This window comes from Amycolatopsis tucumanensis, from assembly GCF_021654135.1.
Taxonomy (GTDB): domain Bacteria; phylum Actinomycetota; class Actinomycetes; order Mycobacteriales; family Pseudonocardiaceae; genus Amycolatopsis_E; species Amycolatopsis_E tucumanensis.
Genome location: NZ_JAKGSD010000006.1, coordinates 63,407 through 89,101 on the forward strand (window position 1 = coordinate 63,407; position 25,695 = coordinate 89,101).

The 25,695-nt window shown below is 70.5% G+C and carries 24 protein-coding genes; 10 read left to right on the plus strand and 14 right to left on the minus strand.

Annotated features, from left to right (window positions below; all coding sequences use genetic code 11):
• Nucleotides 1-14 precede the first annotated feature (14 nt).
• Both dnaN and L2C96_RS09045 read right to left on the minus strand, forming a co-directional pair.
• Nucleotides 15-1,148: a DNA polymerase III subunit beta gene (dnaN, locus tag L2C96_RS09040; RefSeq protein WP_017985951.1), complete on the minus strand. Its 1,134-nt coding sequence runs from the start codon at nt 1,146-1,148 to the stop codon at nt 15-17.
• 587 nt (nt 1,149-1,735) lie between these two features.
• Entirely contained in the window at nt 1,736-2,548 is an 813-nt protein-coding gene (locus L2C96_RS09045) for an EamA family transporter (RefSeq protein ID WP_020416233.1), read from the minus strand.
• 74 nt (nt 2,549-2,622) lie between these two features.
• On the opposite strand from L2C96_RS09045, the gene L2C96_RS09050 reads away from it, so the two are divergent.
• Nucleotides 2,623-3,543 (plus strand): LysR family transcriptional regulator, encoded by a 921-nt coding sequence (locus tag L2C96_RS09050; protein WP_020416232.1) that lies wholly within the window; start codon nt 2,623-2,625, stop codon nt 3,541-3,543.
• Here the strand turns inward: L2C96_RS09050 and dnaA are convergent.
• Nucleotides 3,521-5,134, minus strand: a complete 1,614-nt coding sequence (gene dnaA / locus L2C96_RS09055) for a chromosomal replication initiator protein DnaA (RefSeq protein ID WP_020416231.1) — start codon at nt 5,132-5,134, stop codon at nt 3,521-3,523. The genes L2C96_RS09050 and dnaA overlap by 23 nt on opposite strands.
• A 519-nt stretch (nt 5,135-5,653) precedes the next feature.
• Here dnaA and rpmH point away from each other — a divergent pair.
• From rpmH to L2C96_RS09095, 8 genes are all read left to right on the plus strand, one after another.
• Nucleotides 5,654-5,797, plus strand: a complete 144-nt coding sequence (gene rpmH / locus L2C96_RS09060; RefSeq protein ID WP_017985946.1) for a 50S ribosomal protein L34 — start codon at nt 5,654-5,656, stop codon at nt 5,795-5,797.
• 22 nt (nt 5,798-5,819) lie between these two features.
• Nucleotides 5,820-6,239, plus strand: a complete 420-nt coding sequence (rnpA, locus tag L2C96_RS09065) for a ribonuclease P protein component (protein WP_081617639.1) — start codon at nt 5,820-5,822, stop codon at nt 6,237-6,239.
• Complete coding sequence (gene yidD / locus L2C96_RS09070) at nt 6,232-6,540, plus strand: membrane protein insertion efficiency factor YidD (RefSeq protein ID WP_027935580.1); 309 nt, start codon at nt 6,232-6,234, stop codon at nt 6,538-6,540. Before rnpA ends, yidD begins: the two co-directional genes overlap by 8 nt.
• Before the next feature lie 4 nt (nt 6,541-6,544).
• Complete coding sequence (yidC, locus tag L2C96_RS09075) at nt 6,545-7,678, plus strand: membrane protein insertase YidC (RefSeq protein ID WP_237335833.1); 1,134 nt, start codon at nt 6,545-6,547, stop codon at nt 7,676-7,678.
• A gap of 29 nt (nt 7,679-7,707) precedes the next feature.
• Nucleotides 7,708-8,244 (plus strand): Jag family protein, encoded by a 537-nt coding sequence (locus L2C96_RS09080; RefSeq protein WP_020416228.1) that lies wholly within the window; start codon nt 7,708-7,710, stop codon nt 8,242-8,244.
• Nucleotides 8,245-8,721: 477 nt separating this feature from the next.
• Nucleotides 8,722-9,378, plus strand: coding sequence for a 16S rRNA (guanine(527)-N(7))-methyltransferase RsmG (rsmG, locus tag L2C96_RS09085; RefSeq protein ID WP_237335834.1), 657 nt, complete (start codon nt 8,722-8,724; stop codon nt 9,376-9,378).
• 102 nt (nt 9,379-9,480) lie between these two features.
• Nucleotides 9,481-10,383, plus strand: a complete 903-nt coding sequence (locus L2C96_RS09090) for a ParA family protein (protein ID WP_084506005.1) — start codon at nt 9,481-9,483, stop codon at nt 10,381-10,383.
• Nucleotides 10,380-11,381, plus strand: a complete 1,002-nt coding sequence (locus L2C96_RS09095) for a ParB/RepB/Spo0J family partition protein (protein WP_237335835.1) — start codon at nt 10,380-10,382, stop codon at nt 11,379-11,381. Before L2C96_RS09090 ends, L2C96_RS09095 begins: the two co-directional genes overlap by 4 nt.
• A 95-nt stretch (nt 11,382-11,476) precedes the next feature.
• On the opposite strand, the gene L2C96_RS09100 is transcribed toward L2C96_RS09095, so the two are convergent.
• Together L2C96_RS09100 and L2C96_RS09105 are read right to left on the minus strand one after the other, a co-directional pair.
• On the minus strand, nt 11,477-12,427 hold the full coding sequence (locus tag L2C96_RS09100; RefSeq protein ID WP_237335836.1) for a D-alanine--D-alanine ligase family protein: 951 nt from the start codon (nt 12,425-12,427) through the stop codon (nt 11,477-11,479).
• A gap of 51 nt (nt 12,428-12,478) precedes the next feature.
• On the minus strand, nt 12,479-13,792 hold the full coding sequence (locus L2C96_RS09105) for an aminotransferase-like domain-containing protein (RefSeq protein WP_237335837.1): 1,314 nt from the start codon (nt 13,790-13,792) through the stop codon (nt 12,479-12,481).
• A gap of 181 nt (nt 13,793-13,973) precedes the next feature.
• Between L2C96_RS09105 and L2C96_RS09110 the strand changes: the two genes are divergently transcribed.
• Nucleotides 13,974-14,621, plus strand: coding sequence for a GNAT family N-acetyltransferase (locus tag L2C96_RS09110; protein WP_027935576.1), 648 nt, complete (start codon nt 13,974-13,976; stop codon nt 14,619-14,621).
• Between the two features lie 80 nt (nt 14,622-14,701).
• On the opposite strand, the gene L2C96_RS09115 is transcribed toward L2C96_RS09110, so the two are convergent.
• From L2C96_RS09115 to L2C96_RS09155, 9 genes are all read right to left on the minus strand, one after another.
• On the minus strand, nt 14,702-15,835 hold the full coding sequence (locus L2C96_RS09115; RefSeq protein WP_020416221.1) for an N-acetylmuramoyl-L-alanine amidase: 1,134 nt from the start codon (nt 15,833-15,835) through the stop codon (nt 14,702-14,704).
• Between the two features lie 202 nt (nt 15,836-16,037).
• Nucleotides 16,038-16,364: a thioredoxin gene (trxA, locus tag L2C96_RS09120; protein WP_017985934.1), complete on the minus strand. Its 327-nt coding sequence runs from the start codon at nt 16,362-16,364 to the stop codon at nt 16,038-16,040.
• Between the two features lie 31 nt (nt 16,365-16,395).
• Nucleotides 16,396-17,388 carry a thioredoxin-disulfide reductase gene (trxB, locus tag L2C96_RS09125; protein WP_237335838.1) on the minus strand — a complete coding sequence of 331 codons (993 nt, stop codon included), beginning with the start codon at nt 17,386-17,388 and terminating at the stop codon, nt 16,396-16,398.
• Between the two features lie 265 nt (nt 17,389-17,653).
• Nucleotides 17,654-18,421, minus strand: a complete 768-nt coding sequence (locus L2C96_RS09130) for an anti-sigma factor family protein (RefSeq protein WP_237335839.1) — start codon at nt 18,419-18,421, stop codon at nt 17,654-17,656.
• Entirely contained in the window at nt 18,418-19,053 is a 636-nt protein-coding gene (gene sigM, locus L2C96_RS09135; RefSeq protein ID WP_027933195.1) for an RNA polymerase sigma factor SigM, read from the minus strand. Before sigM ends, L2C96_RS09130 begins: the two co-directional genes overlap by 4 nt.
• A 10-nt stretch (nt 19,054-19,063) precedes the next feature.
• Nucleotides 19,064-20,653, minus strand: a complete 1,590-nt coding sequence (locus L2C96_RS09140) for a protein kinase family protein (RefSeq protein WP_237335840.1) — start codon at nt 20,651-20,653, stop codon at nt 19,064-19,066.
• 80 nt (nt 20,654-20,733) lie between these two features.
• Nucleotides 20,734-22,569, minus strand: coding sequence for a murein biosynthesis integral membrane protein MurJ (gene murJ / locus L2C96_RS09145; protein ID WP_157358404.1), 1,836 nt, complete (start codon nt 22,567-22,569; stop codon nt 20,734-20,736).
• 357 nt (nt 22,570-22,926) lie between these two features.
• Entirely contained in the window at nt 22,927-25,056 is a 2,130-nt protein-coding gene (locus L2C96_RS09150) for a DUF6049 family protein (RefSeq protein WP_237335841.1), read from the minus strand.
• Nucleotides 25,053-25,577: an NUDIX hydrolase gene (locus L2C96_RS09155; RefSeq protein WP_237335842.1), complete on the minus strand. Its 525-nt coding sequence runs from the start codon at nt 25,575-25,577 to the stop codon at nt 25,053-25,055. The genes L2C96_RS09150 and L2C96_RS09155 overlap by 4 nt, the downstream gene beginning before the upstream one ends.
• Nucleotides 25,578-25,695: the final 118 nt, after the last annotated feature.

The following is a 25,695-nucleotide window of genomic DNA, read 5'->3' on the forward strand; positions in this document are numbered from 1 at the left end:
TTTCTCCGTCGCGGTCAGCCGGGTAGGCGGACCGGCATCAGTAGATAGAGGTAACCAGGAACGACCTGGCCCTGCTCATCGGCCGGCTTGATCAAAGCCGGACGGTTCGGGGTGGTGAAGGTCAGCTCGGCGCGGTCGTGGTGCAGCGCGCCCAGGCCGTCGACGAGGTAGCCCGGGTTGAACGCGATCGTCACCGGCTCGCCTTCGTACTCCACCGGCAGCTCCTCTTCGGCGCTGCCCTCGTCGTCGCCGCCGGCCGACAGGCGCAGCGAGTTGTCGCCGAACTCCAGCCGGACCTGGGTACCCCGCTCCGCCACCAGCGACACACGTTTGATCGCCTCCGAGAGCGGGGACACCTCGATCACCGCGCGGGAGGAGTGCTGGTTCGGGAGGAGCTGCCGGTATGGCGGGAACTCGGCGTCGAGCAGCCGGGTGGTCGTGTAGCGGCCGTTGCCGGACAGGCCGAGCAGGCCCTCGCCGCTGGCGAGCCCGACGGACACCTTGTTGCCCGCGGTGCCGAGCGACTTGGCCGCCTCGGCGAGGGTGCGCGCCGGGACGAGCACCGCGGCGTCGGCCAGACCCTCGGCGGGCTCCCACGCGAACTCGCGCATCGCCAGGCGGAAGCGGTCGGTGGCGACGAGGGTGAGCGAGTTGCCGGAGATCTCCAGCCGCATGCCGGTCAGCATCGGCAGGGTGTCGTCCTTGCCCGCCGCGACGGCGACCTGGGTGACCGCCTGGCCGAACGCCTCACCGGCGACCTCGCCGGCGAACGTCGGCTGGGCCGGCAGCTGCGGGTAGTCCTCGACCGGCATGGTCGGCAGGCTGAACCGGGCGCTGCCGCAGGTGATGGAGGCGCGGGAGCCCTCGACGGAGATCTCGACCGGCTGGGCCGGGAGCGCCTTGGTGATGTCGGCGAGCAGCCGCCCGGACACCAGCAGCCTGCCGCCGTCGGCGATCGTCGCCGGGACGCCGACCGTCGCGGAGACCTCGTAGTCGAAGCCGGAGACGGTGAGCGCGTCGGTGGAGCCGTCGGATCCGGCGTCGAGCAGCACCCCGCCCAGGACCGGGACCGGTGGCCTCGACGGCAGGCTGCGTGCCACCCACGCGACGGCGTCCGCGAGCCCGTCGCGCTCGACGCGGATCTTCATGTGCCCATCCTTTCGACAGCCGAGCCCCTCATCGCGGCCCGAGAAGATCGACAAACGTCCCCGGGCAGGCCTCGAGCAGCGCGCTGGCCAGGGATCTCGCAGTGTGGTGTGGCCCGGTGCCGATGTCGCCAACGACGAGCGGGCTGGGTGTGGATACCCACGTTAGAACGTGAGCGGCACCGGCGTCACTCGGGGCAGCCCATCGATTTGTCGATAAGACGATCTCGTCCGGAGCTCTGTCCCCATGTCCACAGCCCCCTGTTTTTCTCCGAAGGACTTCTTGAGAAAAAACCAAAGGCAGTGACAGTAATAGGGGCTGTGGATTCTGGGGACTACTGCCGTCGTCGCAGGTCCGCTCGCGCGGCGGGGTGTGGACATCTGTGGAGTACTACCGGTGGACAACTCGGGCCGTCCGTGGACAACTTCGGGCGCTCCCCAACTGATCCACAGTTGTCCCCAGCTGTCCACAGAACTGTCCCCAGTTGTGGGGATGTTCGTCCCCATGGCCGCGCACAGACGCGGTCGCCGTGGAACCAACCCAGTGGGTGACCACGCTCGCGTCGATCGATGCGTTCTCGTTACTGGGATCACAGATTTCGCGCCGCAGCGCGGCCCGCCGCGGCCGCACTCGCTGTCACACAAGCGATCCCGGCCCACGCGGCGAACGGCAGCCGCTCACCGAGAACAAGCGCGCCGGCCACTCCCGCCACCGCCGCTTCGAGGCTCTCCAGCACCGCGACCGTGCGCGGTGGAACCCGGCGCAGCGCGGCGAGATCGAGCGAGTACGGGATCACGGCCGACAGCACCGCGACGCCGAATCCCGCCAGCAGCAAGGAAGGCCGCCACACCGGCGCGGTCACGCCGAAGGGCAGCGCGAGGATCGCGGCCACCGTCACCGCGAGCGCGAGCATCGATCCATCCGGGACACTCGCGCCGACTTTCCGGCTCAGCACCAGGTATCCGCCCATCGACACGGCGGACAGCAGAGCGAGCGCGACTCCGGCCGCCGGAAGCGTCGTCCCGGACGGCGAATGGAACAGCCACACCCCGAAGGCGGCGACCAGAGCGAAACCGACGTCACGCGCTCGCCGTGCCGTCGCCACCGCAACTCCCAGCGGACCGAGCAACTGCAACGCGCTCGCCACGCCCAGCGGCAGGAAACCCAGCGCCGGGTAGATCAGGTTCATCCCGGCGATCGCCACGCCGAAACCCAGCACCGGCGGCAGGTTCCGGCGCGACGGCAACGCCGGGCGGTGGATCGCCAGCAGCACGAGCGCGGCGAAGGAGAGCCGCAAGGCGACCACCCCGCCGGGGCCGGCCGCGGCGAAGAGCTGCTTCCCGAACGCCTGCCCGGTCTGCACGCTGACGACGCTGCCGAGGACGAGAAGTGCGGCTCCCATGCCGTCGAGTCTTGGCGCGGACCCGGTGAAGATCCATCGAGACTTCGCGCACGGAACTCTTTAGCCTCCACTACATGATCGACCTCCGGCGCCTGAGCGTCCTCCGGGTACTGGCCGAGCACGGCACCGTCACGGCCGCCGCGGAGGCGCTGCACCTGACCCCGTCGGCGGTCTCGCAGCAACTCCGGTTGCTCGCCAAGGAGGTCGGTGTCGAACTGCTGCGCCGCGATGGCCGCCGCGTCCGGTTGACCCCCGCCGCGGTGGTGTTGCTCGAGCACGCGGATTCGCTGTTCGCGCAATGGGAACGGGCGCGGGCCGACCTGACCGCGGGCGAAGAGGTCGGCGCCGTGCGCATGTGCGGCGTCTCGTCGACGGTCGCCGCGTTGCTCGGTCCTGCGGTCACGCGGCTGCGGCAGGAGCACCCGCGGCTGACGGCGCGCGTGATAGAAGAGGAAAGCGCTGACTGCTACGAGCTGTTGCTCGCCGAGGCGGCCGACATCGCCGTCGTGCTGCCCACGCCCGAAGCGCCGCCCGTCGACGACCCCCGCTTCACGCAGTGGCCGCTCCTCGACGACCCGCAGGACCTCCTCGTCGCCGCCGGACATCCGCTGACTCGGCAGGACGCGGTGGAACTCGCCGACGCCGCGCGTGAACCGTGGATCGTGAAGCCGCGCCACAACGACACGTACACGCTCCTGCAAGCCGCTTGTGCCGCCGCCGGTTTCACGCCGCGCATCGCGCACGAAGCCAAGGAGTGGTTCGCGGTGTCCGCGCTCGTCGCCGCCGGGCTCGGGGTGTGCCTCGTGCCGCGGCTCGCTCCCCTGCCACCGCAGCACGAGGTGGTGCGGATTCCGTTGCGCGGCAACCCGCGTCCGTCGCGGCGCATCGTCGGCTGCGTCCGGCGCGGGAGCGAGGAGCAGTGGCCGATCGCCCGCGCGATCGCGGCGATCGAAGCGGTGTGCGCGGAGCGGGCTACTGACGGGCGCGCTGTTTGATGCGCGCGGTGAGTTCCTGCACCTGGTCGTAGATCCGCCGGCGCTCGGCCATCTCCTTGCGGATCTTCTTGTCCGCGTGCATGACCGTCGTGTGGTCGCGGCCGCCGAACGTCTGCCCGATCTTCGGCAGCGACATGTCCGTCAGCTCGCGGCACAGGTACATCGCGATCTGCCGCGCCGTGGCAAGGGCTTTCGTCTTGCCGGGGCCGCACAGGTCGTCGACCGTCACGTCGAAGAACTCGGCCGTGGTGGCCATGATCGTCGGCGCGCTGATCTCCGGCGCCTGCGAGTCCGGGATCAGGTCGCGCAGCACGATCTCGGCGAGACCGACGTCCACCGGCTGCTGGTTCAGCGACGCGAACGCGGTGACGCGGATGAGCGCGCCCTCCAGTTCTCGGATGTTCGCCTCCACGCGCGAGGCGATGAACTCGAGCACGTCACCCGGCACGGCCAGCCGGTCCTGCGCCGCCTTCTTGCGGAGGATCGCGATGCGCGTCTCCAGTTCGGGCGGCTGGATGTCGGTGATGAGGCCCCACTCGAACCGCGTGCGCAGCCGGTCCTCCAGGGTCTCCAGCCGCTTCGGCGGCCGGTCCGAGGACACCACGATCTGCTTGTTCGAGTTGTGCAGCGTGTTGAAGGTGTGGAAGAACTCCTCCTGAGTACCTTCCTTGCCCTCCAGGAACTGGATGTCGTCGACGAGCAGGATGTCGATGTCCCGGTAGCGCCGCTGGAACGCCACCTTCCGGTCGTCGCGCAGCGAGTTGATGAAGTCGTTGGTGAATTCTTCGGTCGAGACGTAGCGCACGCGCATCCCGGGGAAGAGCCGCTGTGCGTAGTGCCCGACGGCGTGCAGCAGGTGCGTCTTGCCCAGCCCGGACTCGCCCCAGATGAACAGCGGGTTGTACGCGCGGGAGGGCGCCTCGGCGACGGCGAACGCGGCCGCGTGCGCGAAGCGGTTGGACGCGCCGATGACGAACGTGTCGAACGTGTACTTCTCGTTGAGCCGCGTCTTCGACGTCTCCGGCTGGGCCGGCGCGGTGTAGGGCTGGCCCGCGCTCGGCTGGCCGGAGAACATCGGCCAGATCTCGTGCGCGGCGGCCAGGGCCTCGCCCTCTTCGTCGACTTCCTCGTCACCGTCGTCCTCGGGCAGGACGGCCTTCACCGGTTCCGGCGGGTGCGCCCGGACCCGCCGCAGCGGCGGGAGCATGCCGTCGTCGAGCGGCGGCATCTTCGGGGGCATCACCGGCGCCTCGGCCGCGGCGACGGGCGCCGTTTCCACCCGGGCGGGTGACGGGTACGGGGCGGGCGGCGGAGGAGGCGGGGTCACCTCGGCGGTGTCGACCTTCACGGCCAGCGAGACGGGACGGCCGAGCCGGCGCGAGAGCGCGTGCGTGATCGGGTCCCGCAGGGCGCGCTCGATCGCTTCCTTGGCGAAGTCACTCGGGGCGGCGAGCAGGGCCGTGCCGTCGAGCAGGCCGATCGGGCGGGTGACTCGCATCCAGGCCCGCTGCTGAGGCGAAAGCGTGCCGTCCGACAGCTCCCGGACCACCTGGTCCCAGACCACGCCCAGATTCAACTGGTGCTCGGACACCGACTTCGTCCCCTCCCCTCGTCACCCCGGACGACCCCACCGACCTCGAAGAACACCCGAGCCGGGCGCCTGGCTCACTCACACGAGCGGCGCCTCGCAGCCCCCTGGTCACCGCGCGCAGCAAGTATCCACAGAGTTGTCCACAACTGTGCACTAATGTACGGCGGCCCGCAGTCACTCCACCTGCGGGTGCGAACCTACGCCAGCCAGAGCCTCCACACCTTCTTACGGCGGCGCCGAGCACCTCGAACGGGTGACCCAAGAGGAGACACGCTAACAAAGGCCCGTGCCGTGCCACAAGGCACCGTGGGAGCCAGGATGGCATGCCTCACGTGGCGTCGCCACTCGGTCCCCCGCTGTGGTTGAGGGGGCCGGTTGCCGGGCCGGTGAGCGGGGTGCGTACTCTCGATAAGTCTCCCGCGCGCGACGGGTTTGTTCGCATGCGCGCGATTCGAGACACCCCCGAGCTGATCGGTGGCTCCAGCTTGCCGCCGAGTATGTCGAGACCAGGAGTTAGCAGTGAGCAAGGGTAAGCGCACCTTCCAGCCGAACAACCGTCGACGCGCCCGGACCCACGGCTTCCGGCTGCGGATGCGCACCCGCGCCGGTCGCGCGATCCTGTCGGCCCGCCGTCGCAAGGGCCGCGAGAAGCTGTCCGCCTGATAGCGCCGTTCCGAGGCGCGACGTGCTGCCCCGTGCCGCCCGGTTGCGGCGCAGTGAGGACTTCCGCGAGGTCATGCGCAGGGGTGCTCGGGCAGGTCGGCGCCGCCTCGTGGTGCACGCGGTTCAGTCCACCGACCCGTCCGCGGGAACGCCGCGGGCGGGTTTTGTGGTGAGCAAGGCCGTGGGCAACTCAGTTGTGCGCCACCGGGTGACCCGGCGCCTGCGGCATCTCGTCATGCAGCGCCTCGGAACCGTGCCGCCCGGCAGTTCGTTGGTCGTGAGGGCCCTGCCGCCGGCGGCCACCGCGTCCAGTGCCGAACTCGGTGCCGATCTGGACGCGGCGCTGAAACGGCTGAGCCTGCTCCCGGGCCGCCCATCCGACGGCCCGGCGACACCCCGGCCGGACACGGCCGCGGACATGAGGGGCCACGCCGGTGAATGACGCCAGCACCGATGCACCGCGGAAGGTCGAGCGCCCTGGGCCGGTCGCCCAGGTGTTGTTGCTCCCGCTGCGGTTCTACCGCCGTTTCATCTCGCCCTACCTCCCGCCGAGCTGCCGCTTCTACCCCAGCTGCAGCACGTACGCGGTCGAGGCTCTGACCCGCTTCGGCGCCGCGAAGGGCAGTTACCTCGCCCTCCGACGGCTGCTGCGCTGCGGCCCGTGGACGATGCCCGGCCGCGACCCGGTGCCTGAGGTGTTCTCGTGGCGCCACCAGAGACCTGGTTTGTCAACCGAGGAGTAGCTCAGTGCTCGACTTCATCTACTACCCCGTGTCCTTCATCCTGTGGTGTTGGCACAAGGTCTTCGGGTTCGTCTTCGGGGCCGACAACGCGATCACCTGGCTCCTGGCGATCATCTTCCTGACCTTCACGGTTCGCGGCATCATGTTCAAGCCGTTCGTGAACCAGGTCCGGTCGATGAAGAAGATGCAGGAGTTCGCGCCGGAACTGAAGAAGATTCAGAAGAAGTACGCGAACGACCGCCAGCGCCAGGCGATGGAGATGCAGAAGCTCCAGAAGGAGCACGGCGTCAACCCGCTGGGCAGCTGCCTGCCGATGCTGCTGCAGATCCCGGTGTTCATCGGTCTGAACTGGGTGCTGCGCGCGTTCTCCATCCAGCCCGCGGACGGCAGCCCGAAGACGGAGAACTACTTCTTCGACCAGGCCGGCGTCGAGTCGTACGTGCACGCGAAGCTGTTCGGCGTCAACATCGGCGATGCCATCCACAACGCCTCGATGCTGGGCGGTCAGGGCGGCGGCTGGCACTGGCACGTCGCGCCGGTCGCGATCCCGCTGATGATCCTCGCGTCGGTCCTGACCCACCTGACCGCGCGGCACTCGGCGCAGCGGCAGAACCTGAACCCCGAGGCGATCACGCCGCAGACGCAGATGATGCAGCGGCTGACGATGTACATCTTCCCGCTCGGTGTTCTGGTGTTCGGTGCGTTCTTCCCGATCGGTCTGCTCGTCTACTGGCTGGCGAACAACGGCTGGACCCTGATGCAGCAGCGCCTGGTCTACACGCGCATCGACAAGGAAGAGGCGCAGAAGAAGGCCGAGGCCGCCGAGAAGCGCAACTCGCTGGCGCCGCGCCCGGGTGCGAAGCCGAAGCCGGGCCAGAAGCCGGTCCAGCCGAAGAAGACGGACGACGGTGACGGCGCGGCCGACAAGCCGGCCGCCGACGGCAAGCCGGCCGCCGACGGCAAGCCGGCCGCCGACGGCAAGGCGACCGGGCAGAAGCCGGGTTCGAAGGCCGGCTCCCCGCACCGCTTCCCGCAGCAGGGGCAACGCCCGCAGAACGGCTCGGCGCAGAAGCGCAAGAAGCCTTCGCAGGGCGGCAAGAACTCAGGACAGAAGGGCTCGGGGCAGAAGCGCCGCTGAGCGCTGGAGCCCGGTGAAAGGAGATGACGATGGCGGAGACGGTCGAAGCGATCGACGCTGACGACGAGGCGCCCGCTGCGGAGGCGACGGGTTCGTCGACGGAGGACCTGCTGGTCCGCGAGGGCGACATCGCGGGCGACTACCTGGAGCGGCTGCTGGACCTGCTCGACTACGACGGGGACATCGACCTCGACGTGGAGAGCGGCCGCGCGATCGTGAGCATCGACGGCGGTGACGATCTGGAGAAGCTGGTCGGCGGACGCGGCCAGGTGCTCGAGGCGCTGCAGGAACTGACGCGGCTCGCGGTGCAGCAGGAGACCGGCACTCGGAGCCGGCTGATGCTCGACATCGCCGGCTGGCGGGCCGGCCGCCGCGCCGAGCTGAGCGAGCTGGGCCGCACGACGGCCGAGACGGTCAAGGCGACGGGCGAGAAGGTGCGGCTGCAGCCGATGAGCCCCTTCGAGCGAAAGGTCGTCCACGACGCGGTGGCCGCCGTGGGCGGCGTCAAGAGCGAAAGCGAGGGCGAGGAGCCCAAGCGGCGAGTCGTGGTGATGCCGGACGCATAGGCGTTCAGGTTTCTCGGAAGGCGGCCCACTTCGGTGGGCCGCCTTTTTTATGTCCGCGATTTCGAGCGCTGGTTCTCTCACGCTGGCGACCCGGTGCGCCGGCGGCGTCAGAGCGGTGGCTCTTCCCGCGCCCGCCGTCCGAGCGGCGGCCCGCTCGTGGCTTGCTGTGAAGCGGCCCAGCGGTGGTACCGCGCGGGTTGGCGGGTCTCGCGGTGGCTCTGCTTCGACCCGGCGCCGCGCATTGCGCGGACGCGAGACTCTCGAAAGGTTGCTCACTTCGCGCGAGTCGGGCGGCGGCTCGCGGGCGGGGTCGCGTCTATGACTGTGCGTCGGTTTCACGTGGAACCAGCCGCTGACACTCCTCGGGGCAGTTTCACGTGAAACCGTCCACAGTTGCGGTCCGCCTCCCCGCGATGATGTTCGCGTCGTGGAGAATCGGGGGCGTTGGTCGTTTCACGTGAAACCCGAGGAGTGCTAGTGGTGCCGGTGCCCGACGTGGCGGGGCGAGTGTTCGGCGATGGGCTCGAGCAGGCCGTCGCCTTCGCTGAGATGCTCGAGCGGTTCGGCGTCGAGCGGGGGTTGATCGGACCGCGTGAGGTGGAGCGGCTTTGGGATCGGCACCTGTTGAACTCCGCCGTCGTCGGTGAGCGGATCGCGGACGGCGTCCGGGTGATCGACGTCGGGTCCGGTGCCGGCTTTCCCGGGGTGCCGCTCGCCATCGCGCGGCCGGATCTGGAAGTCGTTCTCGTCGAGCCCATGGCTCGGCGCGCCGACTGGTTGAACGAAGTCGCCGAGACCATCAAACTGGACGTCACCGTCGTCCGCGGCCGGGCGGAGGAGAAGGCACTCCGGGATCGCGTCGGGACCGCGGACGTCGTCACCTCGCGGGCCGTCGCTCCGCTCGCGCGATTGGCGGGCTGGTGCCTCCCCCTCGTCCGGGAGGGTGGCATGATGCTCGCAGTCAAGGGAGCTAGTGCCCGGGACGAAGTTGCCCGTGATGCGAAGGCGGTTGCCCGCGTCGGTGGGGGTGCTCCAACGGTCTCTGAATGCGGGGTCGGCGTGCTCGAAACGCCGACGACCGTGGTGCGGGTGGAGCGCGTACGAAGTGCCCGTCGCCCGCGCCGTGCGGGATGACAGGATGGCGTACTGGATGGCTTGTGGAGGCCAGATCAGCATGATGCGACCCATGTTCCACGTGAAACCAACAGCGTCGATTGCGGAAAGGTGGCTCGGCCGGTGACCCCGCCTGCGTCAGACTGGACCCCCATTGCCGAAGAGGCCGAGCGCGCCGCCCGCGTGCTGCACCCGGAACCCAACTCCCTCCCCCGGCCCGATCAGCGCCGCGTGCTGACCGTCGCCAACCAGAAGGGCGGCGTCGGCAAGACGACCAGCGCCGTCAACCTCGCCGCGGCCCTCGCGGTGCACGGGCTCAAGACCCTCGTCATCGACCTCGACCCGCAGGGCAACGCCAGCACCGCGCTCAACGTGGACCACCGCTCCGGCACCCCCTCCATCTACGACGTCCTCCTCGGCGACCTCCCCCTGGGCGAGGCGATGGCCGTCAGCGAGCAGTCCCCCAACCTGTTCTGCGTCCCCGCGACGATCGACCTCGCCGGCGCCGAGATCGAGCTCGTCGAGATGCCCTCCCGCGAATCGCGGCTGAAGGAGGCGCTCACCGGGGAGGTGGTCGACCAGCTCGGCGTCGATTACGTCTTCATCGACTGCCCGCCCTCGCTCGGCCTCCTCACGGTCAACGCGATGGTCGCCGCCCGTGAGGTGCTCATCCCGATCCAGTGCGAGTACTACGCACTCGAAGGCCTCGGGCAGCTCCTCAGCAACATCGAGCTGGTGCAGAAGCACCTCAACCCCAGCCTCTCCGTCTCGACGATCCTCCTCACCATGTACGACGGCCGCACCAAGCTGGCCGACCAGGTGACCGCCGAGGTGCGCGACCACTTCGGCGACGTCGTCCTCAAGACCGTCATCCCCCGCAACGTGAAGGTGTCCGAGGCGCCCAGCTACGGCCAGACCGTGCTGGCGTACGACCCGGGTTCGCGGGGCGCGATGAGCTACGTCGATGCGGCTCGCGAACTCGCGGAGCGTGGCAGCAGCAACGGATCGAGGAGGGGCACGTTATGACCGAACGCAGGGGTGGCCTGGGGCGTGGCCTGGCCGCGCTGATCCCGACCGGACCGCCCGCAGGCGAGAACACCCCCAGTGCGCCGGCTCGCCCGGAGGCGCCGTCTCGCAACGGTGACAAGGACTGGTTCGCGGCCAACAGCGAGGTCGTCCCCAGCGGTGAGGTGGCCGGCGCCGTCTACCGCGAGATCCCGACGAGCTCGGTCAAGCCCAACCCGAAGCAGCCGCGGCAGGTCTTCGACGAGGACGCCCTCGCCGAGCTGGAGCACTCGATCCGCGAGTTCGGCCTCATGCAGCCGATCGTCGTCCGCGAACTCGGCGGCGGCGAGTACGAGCTGGTCATGGGCGAGCGTCGTCTGCGTGCGTCCCAGCGGGCCGAGCTGGAGAACATCCCGGCCATCGTCCGGCAGACCGCCGACGAAGCGATGCTGCGGGACGCGCTGCTGGAGAACATCCACCGCGTCCAGCTGAACCCGCTGGAAGAGGCGGCCGCCTACCAGCAGCTGCTCGACGAGTTCGAGGTGACGCACGAGGAGCTCGCCTCCCGCATCGGCCGCAGCCGCCCGGTCATCACCAACACCATCCGGCTGCTCAAGCTCCCCCTCCCCGTGCAGCGCCGCGTCGCCGCCGGGGTTCTCTCCGCCGGGCACGCCCGGGCGCTGCTCTCGCTCGAAGATCCGGAGCAGCAGGAGGAGCTCGCGACGCGCATCGTCGCCGAGGGGCTCTCGGTCCGCGCGACCGAGGAGGCGGTGACTCTCAAGAAGAGCGAGGCGCCGGCCAAGCCGAAGGCCGCTCCCCGCAAGGCGATGCAGGCGCCCGGTCTCCAGGATCTGGCGAACCGGCTGTCGGACACCTTCGACACCCGCGTCAAGGTCGACCTCGGCCGCCGGAAGGGGCGCATCGTCGTCGAGTTCGGCTCGATCGACGATCTGGAGCGAATCGTCTCGATCATGGACCCGAATCGGGCAAATCAGGCGCTGCGAACCGATGAGGAATGACACCAGGTCGTTTCGTCACGGTGATGATTTGATCTGACAACACTGAGGGCCACCTCCCGCTCGGGAAGGTGGCCCTCAGTGGTTCCGGGGACGTGTCAGGCGGACCGGCGGATCGCCCGCGCGACGAGATCGGCGAACACGGCGCCGAGCGACGTGCCCGCGGTCTCGATCGCCATCGGCACGGTCGACGTCTCGGTGAGGCCCGGCGACGAGTTAACTTCGAGGAACTGGACCGTGCCGTCGGCGGTCACGATCGCGTCGGTCCGGGAGATGTCCCGCAGACCGAGCAGCTTGTGCGCGGCGACGGCCAGCTCGCCGACTGCCTTGGCGGACGGCTCCGGCAGCCGGGCCGGGGCGAAGAAGTCGGTCAGCCCCGCGGTGTAGCGCGAGGTGTAGTCGTAGACACCGCTCTCCGGCACGATCTCCACGGCGGGCAGCGCCTCCGGCTCCCCGTCCCGCTCGACGACCGCCACCGCGACCTCGACACCCTCGACCAGCCGCTCCGCCAGCACGGTGTCGCCGTACGCGAAGCAGCCCACCATCGCGGCGGGAAGCTCGGCGGCGTCCCGCACGACCTGGGCGCCCAGCGCGGACCCGCCCTGGTCGGGCTTGAGGATCAGCGGAAGGCCCAGGTGGTCGACGATCGCATCCAGCACGCCCTGCGCGCCCAGCTCCCGGAAGGTGCTGTGCGGCAGCACGACCCAGTCCGGGGTCGCGTACCCGGCGGCGGACAGCACGGCCTTCGCGGTCGGCTTGTCCCACGCCCGGCGGCACCCGCGCGAGCTGGTGCCCACGTACGGCACCTTCAGCATCTCCAGGACGGTCTGCACCGATCCGTTCTCGCCCTGGCCACCGTGCAGTGCCACGACGGCCGCGTCGGGCCGTTCGGACCGCAACCGGTCGAGCAGGCCCGCGTCGGTGTCCCACTCCTCGACGGTCAGCCCCTGCTCCCGCAGCGCGGCGGACAGCCTGCGGCCGGACCGCAGCGAGACATCGCGTTCATGCGAAAGCCCGCCCGCGAGAACGGCGACGGTCGGCATAACCACGCCGGCACTCTCCTCAATCAACAGTCTAAATAGGACTCAGCAGCGCGGCGATCAGGCCGTGTCCGGCGACGGCGTCTCCGGGCCGGGGATCGCGCGCATGCTGACGTTACCGAACGTGCGCACCAGGTCCATTTCGGACTCGAGCACCGCGGCCAGGCGACGCACGCCCTCCTTGATCCGCTCGGGCGTCGGGTAGCAGTACGACAACCGCATCTGCCTGCTGCCGAAACCGTCGGCGTAGAAACCGGTTCCGGACGCGTACGCGACCCGGGCGGTGACGGCGCGGGGCAGCATCGCCTTGGTGTCGACGCCCTCCGGCACCGTCACCCACACGTAGAAACCGCCGTCCGGGTTCGTCCAGCTGCAGCCGGACGGCAGGTGCTGCTCCAGGGCGGAGAGCATCGCGTCCCGCCGCTCCCGGTAGTTCTCGCGGAAGGTCTTGATCTGGCCCTTCCAGTCGTGCGTGGCCAGGTACCGCGACACGATCATCTGGTTGAGGCTCGGCGGGCACAGCGTGGCCGACTCGGCGGCCAGCACCAGCTTCTCCCGCACCGCGTGCGGCGCCAGGACCCAGCCGACCCGCAGGCCGGAGGCGAACGTCTTGGAGAACGAGCCCAGGTACACGACGTTGTCCGGGTCGAGCGACCGCAGCGCCGGGTAGGTCTGGCCGTCGAAGCCGAGCAACCCGTACGGGTTGTCCTCGACCACCAGCACGCCGTGCGCGCGGCAGATCGCGAGGATCTCGGCGCGCCGCTCGACCGCGAGCGTCACGCCGGCCGGGTTGTGGAAGTTCGGGATCGTGTAGAGGAACTTGACCCGCTGTCCGGCCTTCTCGGCGGCCGCGAGTGCCTCCCGCAGCGCCTCCGGCACCAGCCCCTGGTCGTCCATCACGACGTGCACAACCTTCGCCTGGTACGCGGCGAACGAGCCCAGCGCGCCCACGTAGGACGGCCCCTCGGCAAGCACGACGTCGCCAGGGTCGCAGAACAGCCGGGTGACCATGTCCAGGCCCATCTGGGAGCCGACGGTCACCACGATATCGTCGGAGTGCGCGTTGATGCCCTCCATCGCCATGACCTCGCAGATCTGCTCGCGCAGCACCGGCACGCCCTGCGCGGAGCCGTACTGCAGCGCGACCAGGCCGTCCTCCGCGATGATCTCCCCCACCTGCGAGGACAGGCTGTCCAGCGGGAGCGCGGCGAGGTTCGGCATGCCGCCGGCGAGCGAAACCACCTCCGGGCGGCTGGCCACCGCGAAGAGAGCTCGGATCTCCGACGCCGTCATGCCTGCCGTGCGGGCGGCGTAACGGGCGAGGTGGGGATCGAGGTCTCGGCGGCCAGTGTGCTCAGGTGGATTCGCAGTCATCGCACTTCGCTCTGTCGAATGGTCAGTTTCCCGAGTGTAACCACTCGTCCTTGTGATATTCCCGGCCTTCCGGCGCGGGTCACAGACGCCTATCCTCAAATGCGGCCGAGCAGGCTGCGGCGGTACGCCACGCCCTGCTCCACGTCGGGCCGGCCGCCGCGAAATCCGGGGAGGGGATCAGGTGTCGCGTCGAGTCGTGGGCGTCACCCTCGACAACCTGGAACACCTGCCCAAGAACTGCCGCCGGTGCGTGTACTGGGAGCTCGCGCCGCACCTGCGCGCGCAGGCGGAGGAGTTCGGCCAGACCGAGGTCGAGAAGGAGGCCTGGGTCTCCTCGGTGCTGCTGGAGTGGGGCTCCTGCGGCCGCATCATCTACAGCGACTCGCTGCCCGTCGGGTTCGTGCTGTACGCCCCGCCGAACCTGGTGCCGCGCTCGGTCGCCTTCCCCACGTCCCCGCCCAGCGCGGACGCGGTGCTGCTGACGAGCTTCCAGGTGCTGCCCGAGTTCCGCGGTGGCGGGCTGGGCCGCACGCTCATCCAGGCGGTCGCCAAGGACATGACGCGCCGCGGTGTGCGCGCGATCGAGGCGTTCGGCGACGCGAGCCCGGACGACGCCGACAACGAGCTGCTGGGGCACACCTGCGTGGTCCCGGCCGACTTCCTCACCGCGGTCGGGTTCAAGACCGTGCGCCCGCACCCCAAGTGGCCCAGGCTGCGCCTGGAGATCCGGTCGGCGCTGTCCTGGAAGGAAGACGTCGAAGCGGCGCTGGAGCGGCTCCTCGGCCAGGTGACCATCACCACAGCCGAGCCCAGCACAGCCCGCGCGTAGACGGAGTTATCCACAGAAACGGTCCACAAGGCAGCAGTTGTCCACAGGTTTCTGTGGACAACTGCTGTGAACGAGTGGGCTTATTCGGCCTTCGCCAGCTCGTGGGCGAGCACGTCGGCGAACGTGAACGTGCCGGTCGGCTGGTCGCCCTCACCGAGCAGGTACAGGCGCTTGACGGCGATCAGGATGCCCTCGGCGACGATGTCGCGGAACGCCGGGTCGGACAGCTTCGCCCGGTCGCCGGGGTTGCTCAGGTAGCCGATCTCCATCCGCACCGCAGGGCACCGCGTCAGCCGCAGGATGTCCCAGGTCTTGGCGTGCGTCCGGCAGTCCAGCAGACCGGTGCGGGCGGCCACCTCGCGCTGCAGGTAGCCGGCCAGCAGCTCACCCACCGTCGACGTGGTGCCCAGGCCGTTGCCCCAGTGGAACGAGGCGACGCCCTGCGCGTGCGGCGAGGAGTTGCGGTCGCAGTGCAGCGACAGGAACAGGTCGGCGCCCGCGTTGTTGGCGAACGCGGCGCGCTCCGCCTCCGCGGGCCCGGTGTCCGGGCCACGCGAGATCAGCGCCTCCATGCCGGTGGCCTTCATCCGGCCTTCCAGACGGCGCGCCAGGTCCCACACGATGTCGGCCTCGCGCAGGCCGCCGATCTCCACACCCGGGTCGGCGCCGCCGTGACCGGGGTCGATGACGATCCGCTTGCCACGCAGCCGCGGCCCGGACTGGCGGACCTGCTCCTGCTCGCGCAGCAGCACCGGGCGGCCACCACGGGCACGCGGGGAGAGCTGCCGCAGCGCGCGCACGGTCGCCGGGCCGCAGATGCCGTCGATGACCAGGCCGTAGTCGCGCTGGAAGTTGCGCAGTGCGTGCTCGGTCTTCGGGCCGAACATGCCGTCCGGGCGGCCGGCGTCGTAGCCCAGCTCGGTCAGCCGGTCCTGCAGCGCGAACACGTCGTCGCCGTGCACCGGCGAGGAGATCAGGTAGGCCAGCGGCCTGCTGCCAAGGTGGAAGGTCGCGCCGCGCAGCACGTGGTAGGTGGCCGGGCCGACGACGCCGTCGATGAGCAGCCCTCGGCGCTGCTGGAACCCGCGGACGGCCCGTTCGACCTCGTGGTCGAACAGGTTGCCGGCATCCGGCCGGAGCAGACCGATCGAGGCCAGCATCGACCTGATCTCAGCGACGTCGTCCCCGACGTCGCCGCGGCGGAGCACCCGCATGCACTCCTCGCTCTTTCCTTGGGCATCGATCAAAAACCGATGCGGCACAAACAGTCCCGGGCTAACCTCGGGTACCCATTCTGCCCTGAGGACTCTCCGTGACCGCGTAGGGCCGGTCGGTGCGTCATCCGGGCGGGTGAGCATGGAAAAACCCGGGGGCCGTCCGTAGAAGACGTTTACCCCCGGGTCCGGGTTGCCTTCGTCAGGCGAGAACGTCGGACAGATCCGACAGCAGCGCGGCCTTCGGCTTGGCGCCGACGATCTGCTTCACCGGCTTGCCGCCCTGGAACAGGATCAGCGTCGGGATCGACATGACCTGGTAGTCGCGGGCGGTGCCCGGGTTCTCGTCGATGTCCAGCTTCGCGACGGTCAGCTTGTCCTTGTGCTCGGCGGCGATCTCCTCGAGCACCGGGGCGACCATCTTGCACGGCCCGCACCAGGTCGCCCAGAAGTCGACCAGGACCGGCTTGTCGCTGGTCAGAACGTCGTCGGCGAAGGACTTATCGGTCACCTTGACGGTGTCGGACATTTCATCTCCCTACTTGGTACGAGCTTGGAGTTCAGTTCGCGGAGCCGTAGCCGCCGCCCACCAGTTCGGGCGCGATCTCGGCTTCGGGGTTGCCGGCGTGCTCGGCCAGCCAGCGCTCGGCGTCGATGGCCGCGGAGCAGCCCGAGCCGGCGGCGGTGATGGCCTGCCGGTAGGTGTGGTCGACCAGGTCGCCCGCGGCGAAGACGCCCGGCAGGTTGGTGTAGGAGGTGCGGCCCTTGGTCAGGACGTAACCCTCGGCGTCCAGCTCGACCTGGCCCTTGACCAGCTCGCTGCGCGGGTCGTGGCCGATCGCGACGAAGAAGCCGGTGACGTCGAGCACCGACTCCTCGCCGGTGACGGTGTCCTTGAGCTTCAGGCCGGACACGGTGGTGTCGCCCAGCACCTCGACGACCTGCTTGTTCAGCGCCCACTTGATCTTCTCGTTCGCGCGGGCGCGCTCGAGCATGATCTTGGAGGCGCGGAACTCCTCGCGCCGGTGCACGATCGTCACCGACCGGGCGAACTTGGTCAGGAAGGTGGCCTCCTCCATGGCGGAGTCGCCACCGCCGAGCACGGCGATGTCCTGGTCGCGGAAGAAGAAGCCGTCACAGGTCGCGCAGGCCGAGACACCGCGGCCGAGCAGCTCCTGCTCACCGGGCACGTTGAGGTAGCGCGCGGCCGAACCCATGGCGAGGACGACGGCCTTGGCCGCGTGACGCGTGCCGTGGGCGGTGACGTACTTGACGTCGCCCTCCAGCTCGAGCTTCTCCACGTCCTCGGCGCGCAGCTCCGCGCCGAAGCGCGCGGCCTGCTTGCGCATCTCCTCCATCAGGTCCGGGCCCTGGATGCCGTCCCGGAAGCCGGGGTAGTTCTCGACCTCGGTGGTGGTCATGAGCGCGCCGCCGAACTGGGAACCCTCGAACACCAGCGGTTCGAGCTGGGCACGCGCGGCGTACACCGCGGCCGTGTACCCGGCCGGACCCGACCCCACGATGATGAGGTTCCGAACGTTTTCCGCTGCCACCCGTAGACCTCCGCTCGTCGTGACCTGCGTACCAGGCTCAACACGATCGTAGGGTCCAGTGTTCCCGGCGTGACACGCGTCGCCCGTGTCGCGGAAATCCACAGGTCGTGGCTTGCTTGGCGGTGCGGGTGGCGGAACCTCAGAAGCCCCCTCGCTGTGGGATCGCCTCCTCATGAACGCCGGTTCACCACGTCGGCGCTGTCCTCGCGAGGGGGCTCCTGAGAACCCGCGGCGGTGCCGGCCGGCGGCCGCCTCAAAAAGCAGATCAGCCGATCACCTTGTCCAAGAGCACCCCGGCGTTGCCCGCGCCGCAGGTCGGGGCGAACGCGACCAGCCGGAACTTCGCCAGCTGGCCGGTGGTCAGCAGCGTCAGCACGGCCGGCTGCCCGTCGATGGAGCCCTGGCGGACGCCGATCGGCTTGGCGGTGTCGGCGAAGCCGGCGGCGGTCAGGCAGGTCTGCAGCGCGTCCGCGTTGCCCAGCGGGCCGTAGTCGAACGTGCCCTGCATCTGGCCGACCGCGCTCGCGGCCTGGTCGCTGCGCAGGTTCAGCGGCGGCTGCGGCGCGCTCTGACCCGGCGGGGGCGCGGCCACGTTGCTGCCCGGCGACGGCGACGTGCCACCCGGGATGGCGATCGCGACGGCGGCCACCGCGGCGGCGGCCACGGCCACCACCCCGCTGATCCAGCCGATGCGCTTGTTGCGGCGACGGCGGGCCGCGTCCAGGCTCACCACCGGCGCCACGCCCGGCTGCTGCTGCTGTGGGAACGCGCGGCGCGACTCCTCGGCGATCGCGGCGTCCAGGCGAGCCGCGAACTCGGCCGGCATCGGCGGGACGTCCGCGCTCAGCTCAGCCAGGTCGGCAGTGGTCGCCTCCAGCGCCTCGATGATCGCGCGTGCCTCGGGATCGGCCTGCACCAGCGGCCACAGGCGGGCGGCTTCGTCGTCGTCCAGGACGCCGGCGTGCAGGTCCGCGAGCAGGTCGACAGACCAGGGCGGGCCGGCGGCCTCGATCCCCCGACTCTCGTCCGTCATCGTCCCTCCCTCTCGCGCTGTGCCCCAGACCGGCCGCCGCGCTCCCGTTTGCTTTCGGGAGTTGGGACGTTCGCTAATGCATCCGGGTTCCGGAGATGGCCGAGAACTTTGGCGAGTTTGGCGCGGCCGCGGGCGCAGCGGCTCTTCACCGTGCCCTCCGCGATGCCGAGCATCTTCGCGGTCTCGCTGACCGAGTACCCCTCGACGTCGACCAGCACGATCGGCATCCGCTGGTCCTCCGGCAGCTGCGCGAGCGCCTCCTTGATGACCAACCGGGTCTCCCGGTCGGCCATCGAGTCCCGCGGCGTGGCCGGCTCGTTCACGCCGGTCTCCGGCAGCGGCACCGTCGGACGGGCCTGCCTGCGCCGGACCCGGTCCAGGCAGGCGTTCACCACGATCCGGTGCAACCAGGTGGTGACCTGGGATTCCGCGCGGAAGTTCGCGGCGGCGCGGAAGGCGGAGATGAAGGCGTCCTGCAGGGCGTCGGCGGCTTCCTCGGGGTCGCGCAGGGTGCGCAGGGCCACCGCCCACATGCGGTCCCGATGCCGCCGGACCAGTTCGCTGAACGCGTGCGGATCCCCCGACGCATGCGCCGCGATGAGGTCGGCGTCCGTTGGTGCAGCTGCGGTCACCCGCAGCACCCTACTGGGCGGGGAGGAAGGTCAATTCGCCTATCTGGGACTGGTAGCCCTTGTCCGTGTCACTCAGCTGAGTGATCCAGATGATCACGTACTGCCCCTGCTGGGGCTGCGGAAGGGTGATGTCGGTGGTCTGCCCGTTCAACGTGGCCGTGCCGATCACGCGGGTGTCGGCCAGCTCCGGGTTGCGCGAGTCGGCCAGCCGGACCTCGATCGAGGTGCCCGGGCTGTCCGCGGCCACCGTGATCTTCGCCAGGTTGATCGGCTTCTCGAAGCTCGCCAGCAGCCCGACGCCCTCCTTGATGGCCGGGAACTGCTGCCGGTACTGGTCGGTCCGCCAGATCGTGGTGGGGTCGCCGTCGACGGTGTTGCGGGCCCGGCTGGTGTTGTCGCCATTGCCGTCCGGGTTGTAGACCGTGACGCTCTCCGGGCCGACCGCGGCGCCGATCTGCGCCTGCCCGCCGGGCGACGGCGGCGGGTTCGGCGACGGGTTGACCGGGGCCGACGCGGACGCCGTCGGGGTCGGGTTGGCCACGTTGATCGGCGGGCCGCCCGAGCTGGGATCGTCCTGGAAGAAGCTGATCGCCAGCATGCCGAGCCAGGCCAGGATCGCGACCGCGGCGACGACCAGCACGGTGACGCCGAGCGCCAGCTTTCGCCGCCGCGCGCGGTCCTTGACCGGCTTCTTCGTCGTCCAGATCGTGCCGTCGCCGTCGGCCTCCATCTGGGCCTTGATCAGCTGCGTCCGCTCCTCGGCCTCGGCGGCCATCTCCAGCGCGCGCACGATCGCCGCGCTGGTGCGGATGCCGCCAGGGCCGCCGTCCTCGACCGTGCGGACCGCCAGCGACGACAGCTCCTGCGGCACCGACGGCTGCAGCGAGCGCGGCGGCACGAGCCGTCCGTTCGGGGCGTGCGGCGCGGCCGGGATCGCGGCCGGCCCGCCCGGCAGCGGCCAGCGGCCGGTGAGCAGCAGGTACAGGATCCCGCCGATGGCCTTCACGTCGTCGCGCAGCGTCGCGTCCGGCAGCGGGCCGGGGAACGCCAGGCGGAGCGAGCCTTCGGTGGTCAGGCGCAGGCGCTGCGGGTGGTCCAGGCCGAGCACGAGACCGGAGTGGTGGGCCCGCTCGACGGCCTCGGCGAGCCGCTGGACCATCCGGGCCGCGGCGAGCGGCTGGACCGGGCGGTCGGCGACCAGATCGATCAGGTCGGTGCCCTTGGTCCACTCGGTGACCACGACGCCCAGCAGGCCCTCACCGGAGGTGATGCCGTTGCCGAGGGTGAGCACGTCGAGCACCCTGGCGACCGCTTCGTGGTTGAACTTGGCGGCGTGCGTGGCGCGTTCGAGGGTCTTGCGGGCCTGACGTGCGGCTTCGGCGTCCGCGGGGTCGCCGACGAGCAGCGTCAGCGCGACGTCCCGCCGCAGCTGGCCGTCCCGCGCACGCCACAGGTGGGCGCCCGCCCGCTCGTCGATGCCGAACTGGGCGAGCAACCGGTACCGGCCGTCTCCGACCACGCTGCCCGGCGCGAGGGAGCCTCCCCTCGCGCGGACACCCGTCCGGATCGGACCGGACTGCTCGCTCCGCTTCTCGTTCACCCCACGCTCTCTTTCCCGCGCCCTGTGGTCGAGGGTACGTGAACACACGGGGTGAGACAGGGTTATCCGTGAGTGGTTCGTTACCCGCGCTTGATCAATCGGGTGATTCTCTTCGTGGCCGGCGACAGCTCGTCCACCCTGAGCAGCGCCAGTACGCCGAACGACACACCGAGGCCGACGATGCCCTGCAGGATCAGCTTGATCCACGCGGTCAGCCGCTCGCCGAAGTCCGGGACCACCCACCCGACCGCGACCGCGGCGAGCACACCCAGCCCGCTCGCCACGACGGTGAACAGGATGACGCCGAGCACGCGCTTGCTGCGCAGGTTGCCCAGGCTCACCCACAGCCAGACCTGGCCCATGATCGCGCCGACCACGAACGTCAGCGAGTTGACCATCATCGCGCCCAGCACGATGTTCTGGTCCGACAGCAGCACCGGGCACAGGTACAGCAGCGGGATCTTGACCAGGGTCATCACGACCATGATCAGCGTCGGCGTGCGGGCGTCCTTCATCGCGTAGAACACCCGCAGCTGCAGCATGACCAGCGCGTACGGCAGCAGGCCGAACGCCGAGATGGCCAGTGCCTCACCCAGCCGCGACGCGTCCGCGGTCGAGTTCTCCCCGCCGCTGAACAACGCCACACCGACCGAGGTGCCGATCACCGACATCACCGCGGCGATCGGCACGAGCATCACCGTCGAGATGCGGGAGGCGTAGGACAGGTCGGCGACCACCTTGCGGGTGTCGCCGTCGGCGGCGTTGCGCGACAGCCGCGGCATGATCGCGGTCAGCAGCGAGACGCCGATGACGCCGTACGGCAGCTGGAACAGCAGCCAGGCGTTCGAGTAGATCGTCACACCGCCCGGGTCACCGCTGGTCAGCACGCGGGTGTTGACGGTGAAGCCGATCTGGCTGACCGCGACGTAGCCGAGGATCCACAGCGCGAGGCCGCCGAACTCCTTCATGCGCTTGTCGATGCCCCAGCGCCACTTGAACCGGAACCCGCTGCGCAGCAGCGGCGGCACCAGCATGATCGCCTGCACGACGATGCCCATGGTCACGCCGATGCCCAGCAGCAGCAGCTTCGGCTGGCTCATCTCGACCGGGTTGAACGTGATCTCGCCGGGGGTGAGCATGAACACGGCCAGCGTGAAGATCACGACAAGGTTGTTCACCACCGGCGCCCAAGCCGGCGGCCCGAAGATCTGCTTGGCGTTGAGGATCGCCGAGAGCAGCGCGAACAGGCCGTAGAACAGGATCTCCGGCAGCAGCAGCCTGGCGAACGCCGTGGTCAGGTCCGAGCTGGTCTTGCCCGGTTCGCCGTCCAGGTAGAGCGAGGTCAGCCACGGCGCGGCGGCCACCGCGACCACCGTGCCGATCACCAGCAGCACGAACGCCACCGTCAGCATGCGCTGGGTGTAGGCCAGGCCGCCGTCCTTGTCGTCCTGCGACCGCACCAGCAGCGGCACCACGACACTGCTCAGGACGCCGCCGAGCAGCAGCTCGAAGACGATGTTGGGCAGCGTGTTGGCGATGTTGAACGAGTCGTTCACCACGCCGGTGCCCACGGCCCAGACCAGCATGATCTTCCAGAGGAACCCGGTGATCCGGCTGATCAGGGACGCGATGGCGATCCGGCTGCTGGACTTCGCCAGCGACGGCGCGGCCGGCTTCTCCGGCGCCTCGACGGGCGCGTGGAAGCCGGTGGCGTCCAGGCCGGGACCCTCGCCGAACGAGGTGGACGGCGACGCCGTGATGCGCGGCATCATCCGCGTCGCCAGCGCGTCGTAGGGCCGCAGCACGTCCGGGTCGGCCACCGGCCAGCGGTTGCCGCCCTGCACGCCGCTGATCCGCGGGATCAGCATGGTCGCGTCGGGGTCGTTCGGCGGCAGCGGCGGCGCGCCGAACGGCATGCTGTCCTGGTGGCGCTGCCGCTCCTGCCGCCACGGCCGCACCGGCTGGCGGCGGTCCGGCGGGGCCTGTCTGCCCGTGGGCGGCGGCTGCCTGCGATCCGGCGGCGGCTGGCGGCGCGGTGGCTGCGGCAGCCGGTCCGGCGGCAGTTGTCCCTGCTGGCGAGTCGGCTGCGGGGGCCGCGGCCTGCCGTTCGCCGCAGGCGGGATGCGGCGGGTCTGGTCCTGCCGAGCGCGATCAGGCGGCGGCGGGCGCCGTGTTCCGCGGTCGGCGGGACGCTCGGGTGGCCACCCCGGGTCTCTGTCCAACGCGCGCGCCCAATCCTCGCCGGTCCGGTTCTGGCACCCCAGAGTAGTCGGTCAGGCCTTGCGGGCCCGGACGCGACGGTAGATCTGGCGCGCGGAGAGCAGGACCAGGGCCGCCGCGCCCGCGATCGTGAGGACCAGCGTCACGACGCCGTACTCGTTGGACCGCAGCTCGAACCGCGCCGGGTTGCCCAGCGGCGTGCCGCCGGGGGTGGTCAGCGAGACGGTCAGGTTGAACACACCGGCGCGCAGGGCCTCGGCCGGGATCCGCTCGCTGCCGCCGAGGCCGGCCGGGACCAGGCGGTCCGGCACCTGCTCGACGCGCAGGCCGGGCGTGTTGCTCAGCTGGATCCGCACCGCGATCTGCACCGGCAGCCGGTTGTTGAACGACACCGGCAGTGGCGCCGACCCGGACGCCATCGAGATCGGCACCGGCGGGGTGTCCACCGTCACGCGGCCGAGCAGGCCGTCCAGTTCGGCGCGGGCGTCGGCGGCCGAGGCCTCCGCGGCGCCCTGCCGCGCGCGCCAGGCCGCCGACGTGCTGCGGACCAGCGCGAACCGCAGTGGTTCGAGCAGCTCGGCGGGCTCCACCTGCGCGGCCGGGTCGATCTGCATCGCGCCCTGCAGGTCGGCCATCGTGGTCTCGATGGAGCTCATCTCGTCGGTGACCGACGTCGGGGTCGCGGTGGCCAGGTCCTCGGCCGTGTAGCTCATCTTGGCGCTGCCCGTGCTCGCGGTCGCCAGCAGCGCGGGCAGCGACTGCGGGGTCAGCATGTTGCGGTCGACGAAGTCGCCGACGTTGCGCAGGAAACCGGTCAGCTCGTCCTGCGTCGCCGTCCACCGGCGGGGCGGGGCGACCAGCACCGGACGGGAGGCGCCACCGGCAAGGCCGCCGCGGAACGCGAGCGCGGCCAGGCCGTTCTGCGTGGCGATGTCCGGGTCGTCCACCGGCGTCGCCGCGGTCGCCTCGGTGCTGCCGGACGCGCCGGCCAGCCCGGACAGGACCAGCGAGTCGACCTGCTGCGCCCGCAGCGCGGTGCCGTCCAGCGTGACCGCGCCGGACGACTGGCCGCTCGTCGACGAGTCGACCGGGTCGGTGATCAGGGTGCGCACCCCGGCCCCGCTCAGCGCGGCCAGCGTGCTCTGGTCCAGCGCGCCGCCCGCCCACAGCACGCCGTTCTGCGGGGTGACGCCGAGCAGCTCCTGCACTCGCGCGCCGGTGTCCAGGGCGAACGGCAGCAGGTCACCGCTGCGGACCTTGGTCAGCGCGGTCAGGTCGGCGTCGGCGTAGGGCAGCTGGACCACGCACTGCCCGGTGACCAGCTCCCGCAGCGACTGCAGCCACGCCTTCGCGGCCTCCGCGCCGGTGCCGCCGGTGGTGCCGGTCGAGGTGCGGACCTGGTAGCCGCGGGACATCGCGTCCACGGTGTCGAGCAGGTCGGGGTCGATGGCGTAGCAGAGCGCGCGGGTCAGCTGCGGGTCGTCGCGGACCGCGCTCGCCGACTCCACCAGCCCGTACAGGCGGCCACCGGGCCGCAGCTCGGTCGCCAGCACGTCGTCGGACAGCACCGCGGTGCCGCCCAGCGGCGCGGCCACGATCCGCGGGCGGGTGTCGGCGATCGGCCACAGCATCGTGAACGGCGACGGCGAGGTGTTCTGGCTGGTCGCGCTCTTGCCCGGCGCGGACAGGACGGGCAGCAGCATGCTCATCGACGCCAGCCGCGCCGCGCCGCCGTAGTCCGGCGTGCCGTTGACGTTGACCAGCATCGGGTACACGCCGGCGCTGTTCACGCGCAGGTTGCCGCGCGTCCCGTCGAGCCGGACGGTGACGCTGAGCTGGGCGGTCTGCCCCGGCTCCAGGGTCGACGGCTCGACGTCGACCCAGTCGGTGCTCGACGCGGCGGCCGCGGCCGCGCCGCTCATCGCGGTGCGCACCTGGCGCTCGGTGGTGAGCCGCTCGCCCAGCTCCAGCCGGACCTGCAGGTCGCTGATCCGGCGGTCGCCCACGTTCGTCACGGAGCCGGTGACGTTGAGCGTCACCGAGTTCGTGGTGATCACGCGCGGGTTGAGCTGCGCGACGTCCAGCCGCAGGCGGCTGGGCGCGTCCGACTGGGCACTCGCCGTGACCGGGGTGAACATCGCGAGGAGGAACGCAACCAGCCCGGTGGCGGCGAACCGCTTCACTCCGACGCTCCTTCTGTCGCTCGCGTGTCGTCGTCGAACAGTTCCCGCGCCTTGCGCACCAGGGACCGCTCGTCGGTGTAGGCGAGCCGGGTCTCCAGATCGGCGATCGGCACCCAGGCCACCTCGGTGACCTCCGAGTCCTCGTCGGACAGCTCGCCGCCGGTGGCTTCCAGCAGGAAATGATGCACCGTCTTGTGCACCCGCCGTCGCTCGGCCACGAACCAGTAGTCGATGGTGCCGAGCGGCCGCAGCACTTCCGCGGAGATCCCGGTCTCCTCCTTCACCTCGCGCACCGCAGTCTGCTCGATCGTCTCGCCGTCTTCGATGTGGCCCTTCGGCAGCGACCACAGCAGCTTCCCGTGGCGGTCCAGCCTGCCGATGAGCACGGCGTTCTCCTTGGCGGGATCGACCACGAGGCCGCCGGCGGAGGTCTCCACGGAGGTCGTCATCTTCCGGCCGCGGCGGCGGCGTGACCGGCGTCGCGGCTTACCCCCGCCGGAGCGACCGGCCGATCCAGACATGCTGCGATGCTAGTGCGTGGCGGCCCCTTCCGGCCGCTACTGCGTAGTTGACTGTTCACTCCTCGTCGATCGGTAGGCTGGTTCCTCGTGTCTGTCATGGTTGAGTCGACTCCCGAGG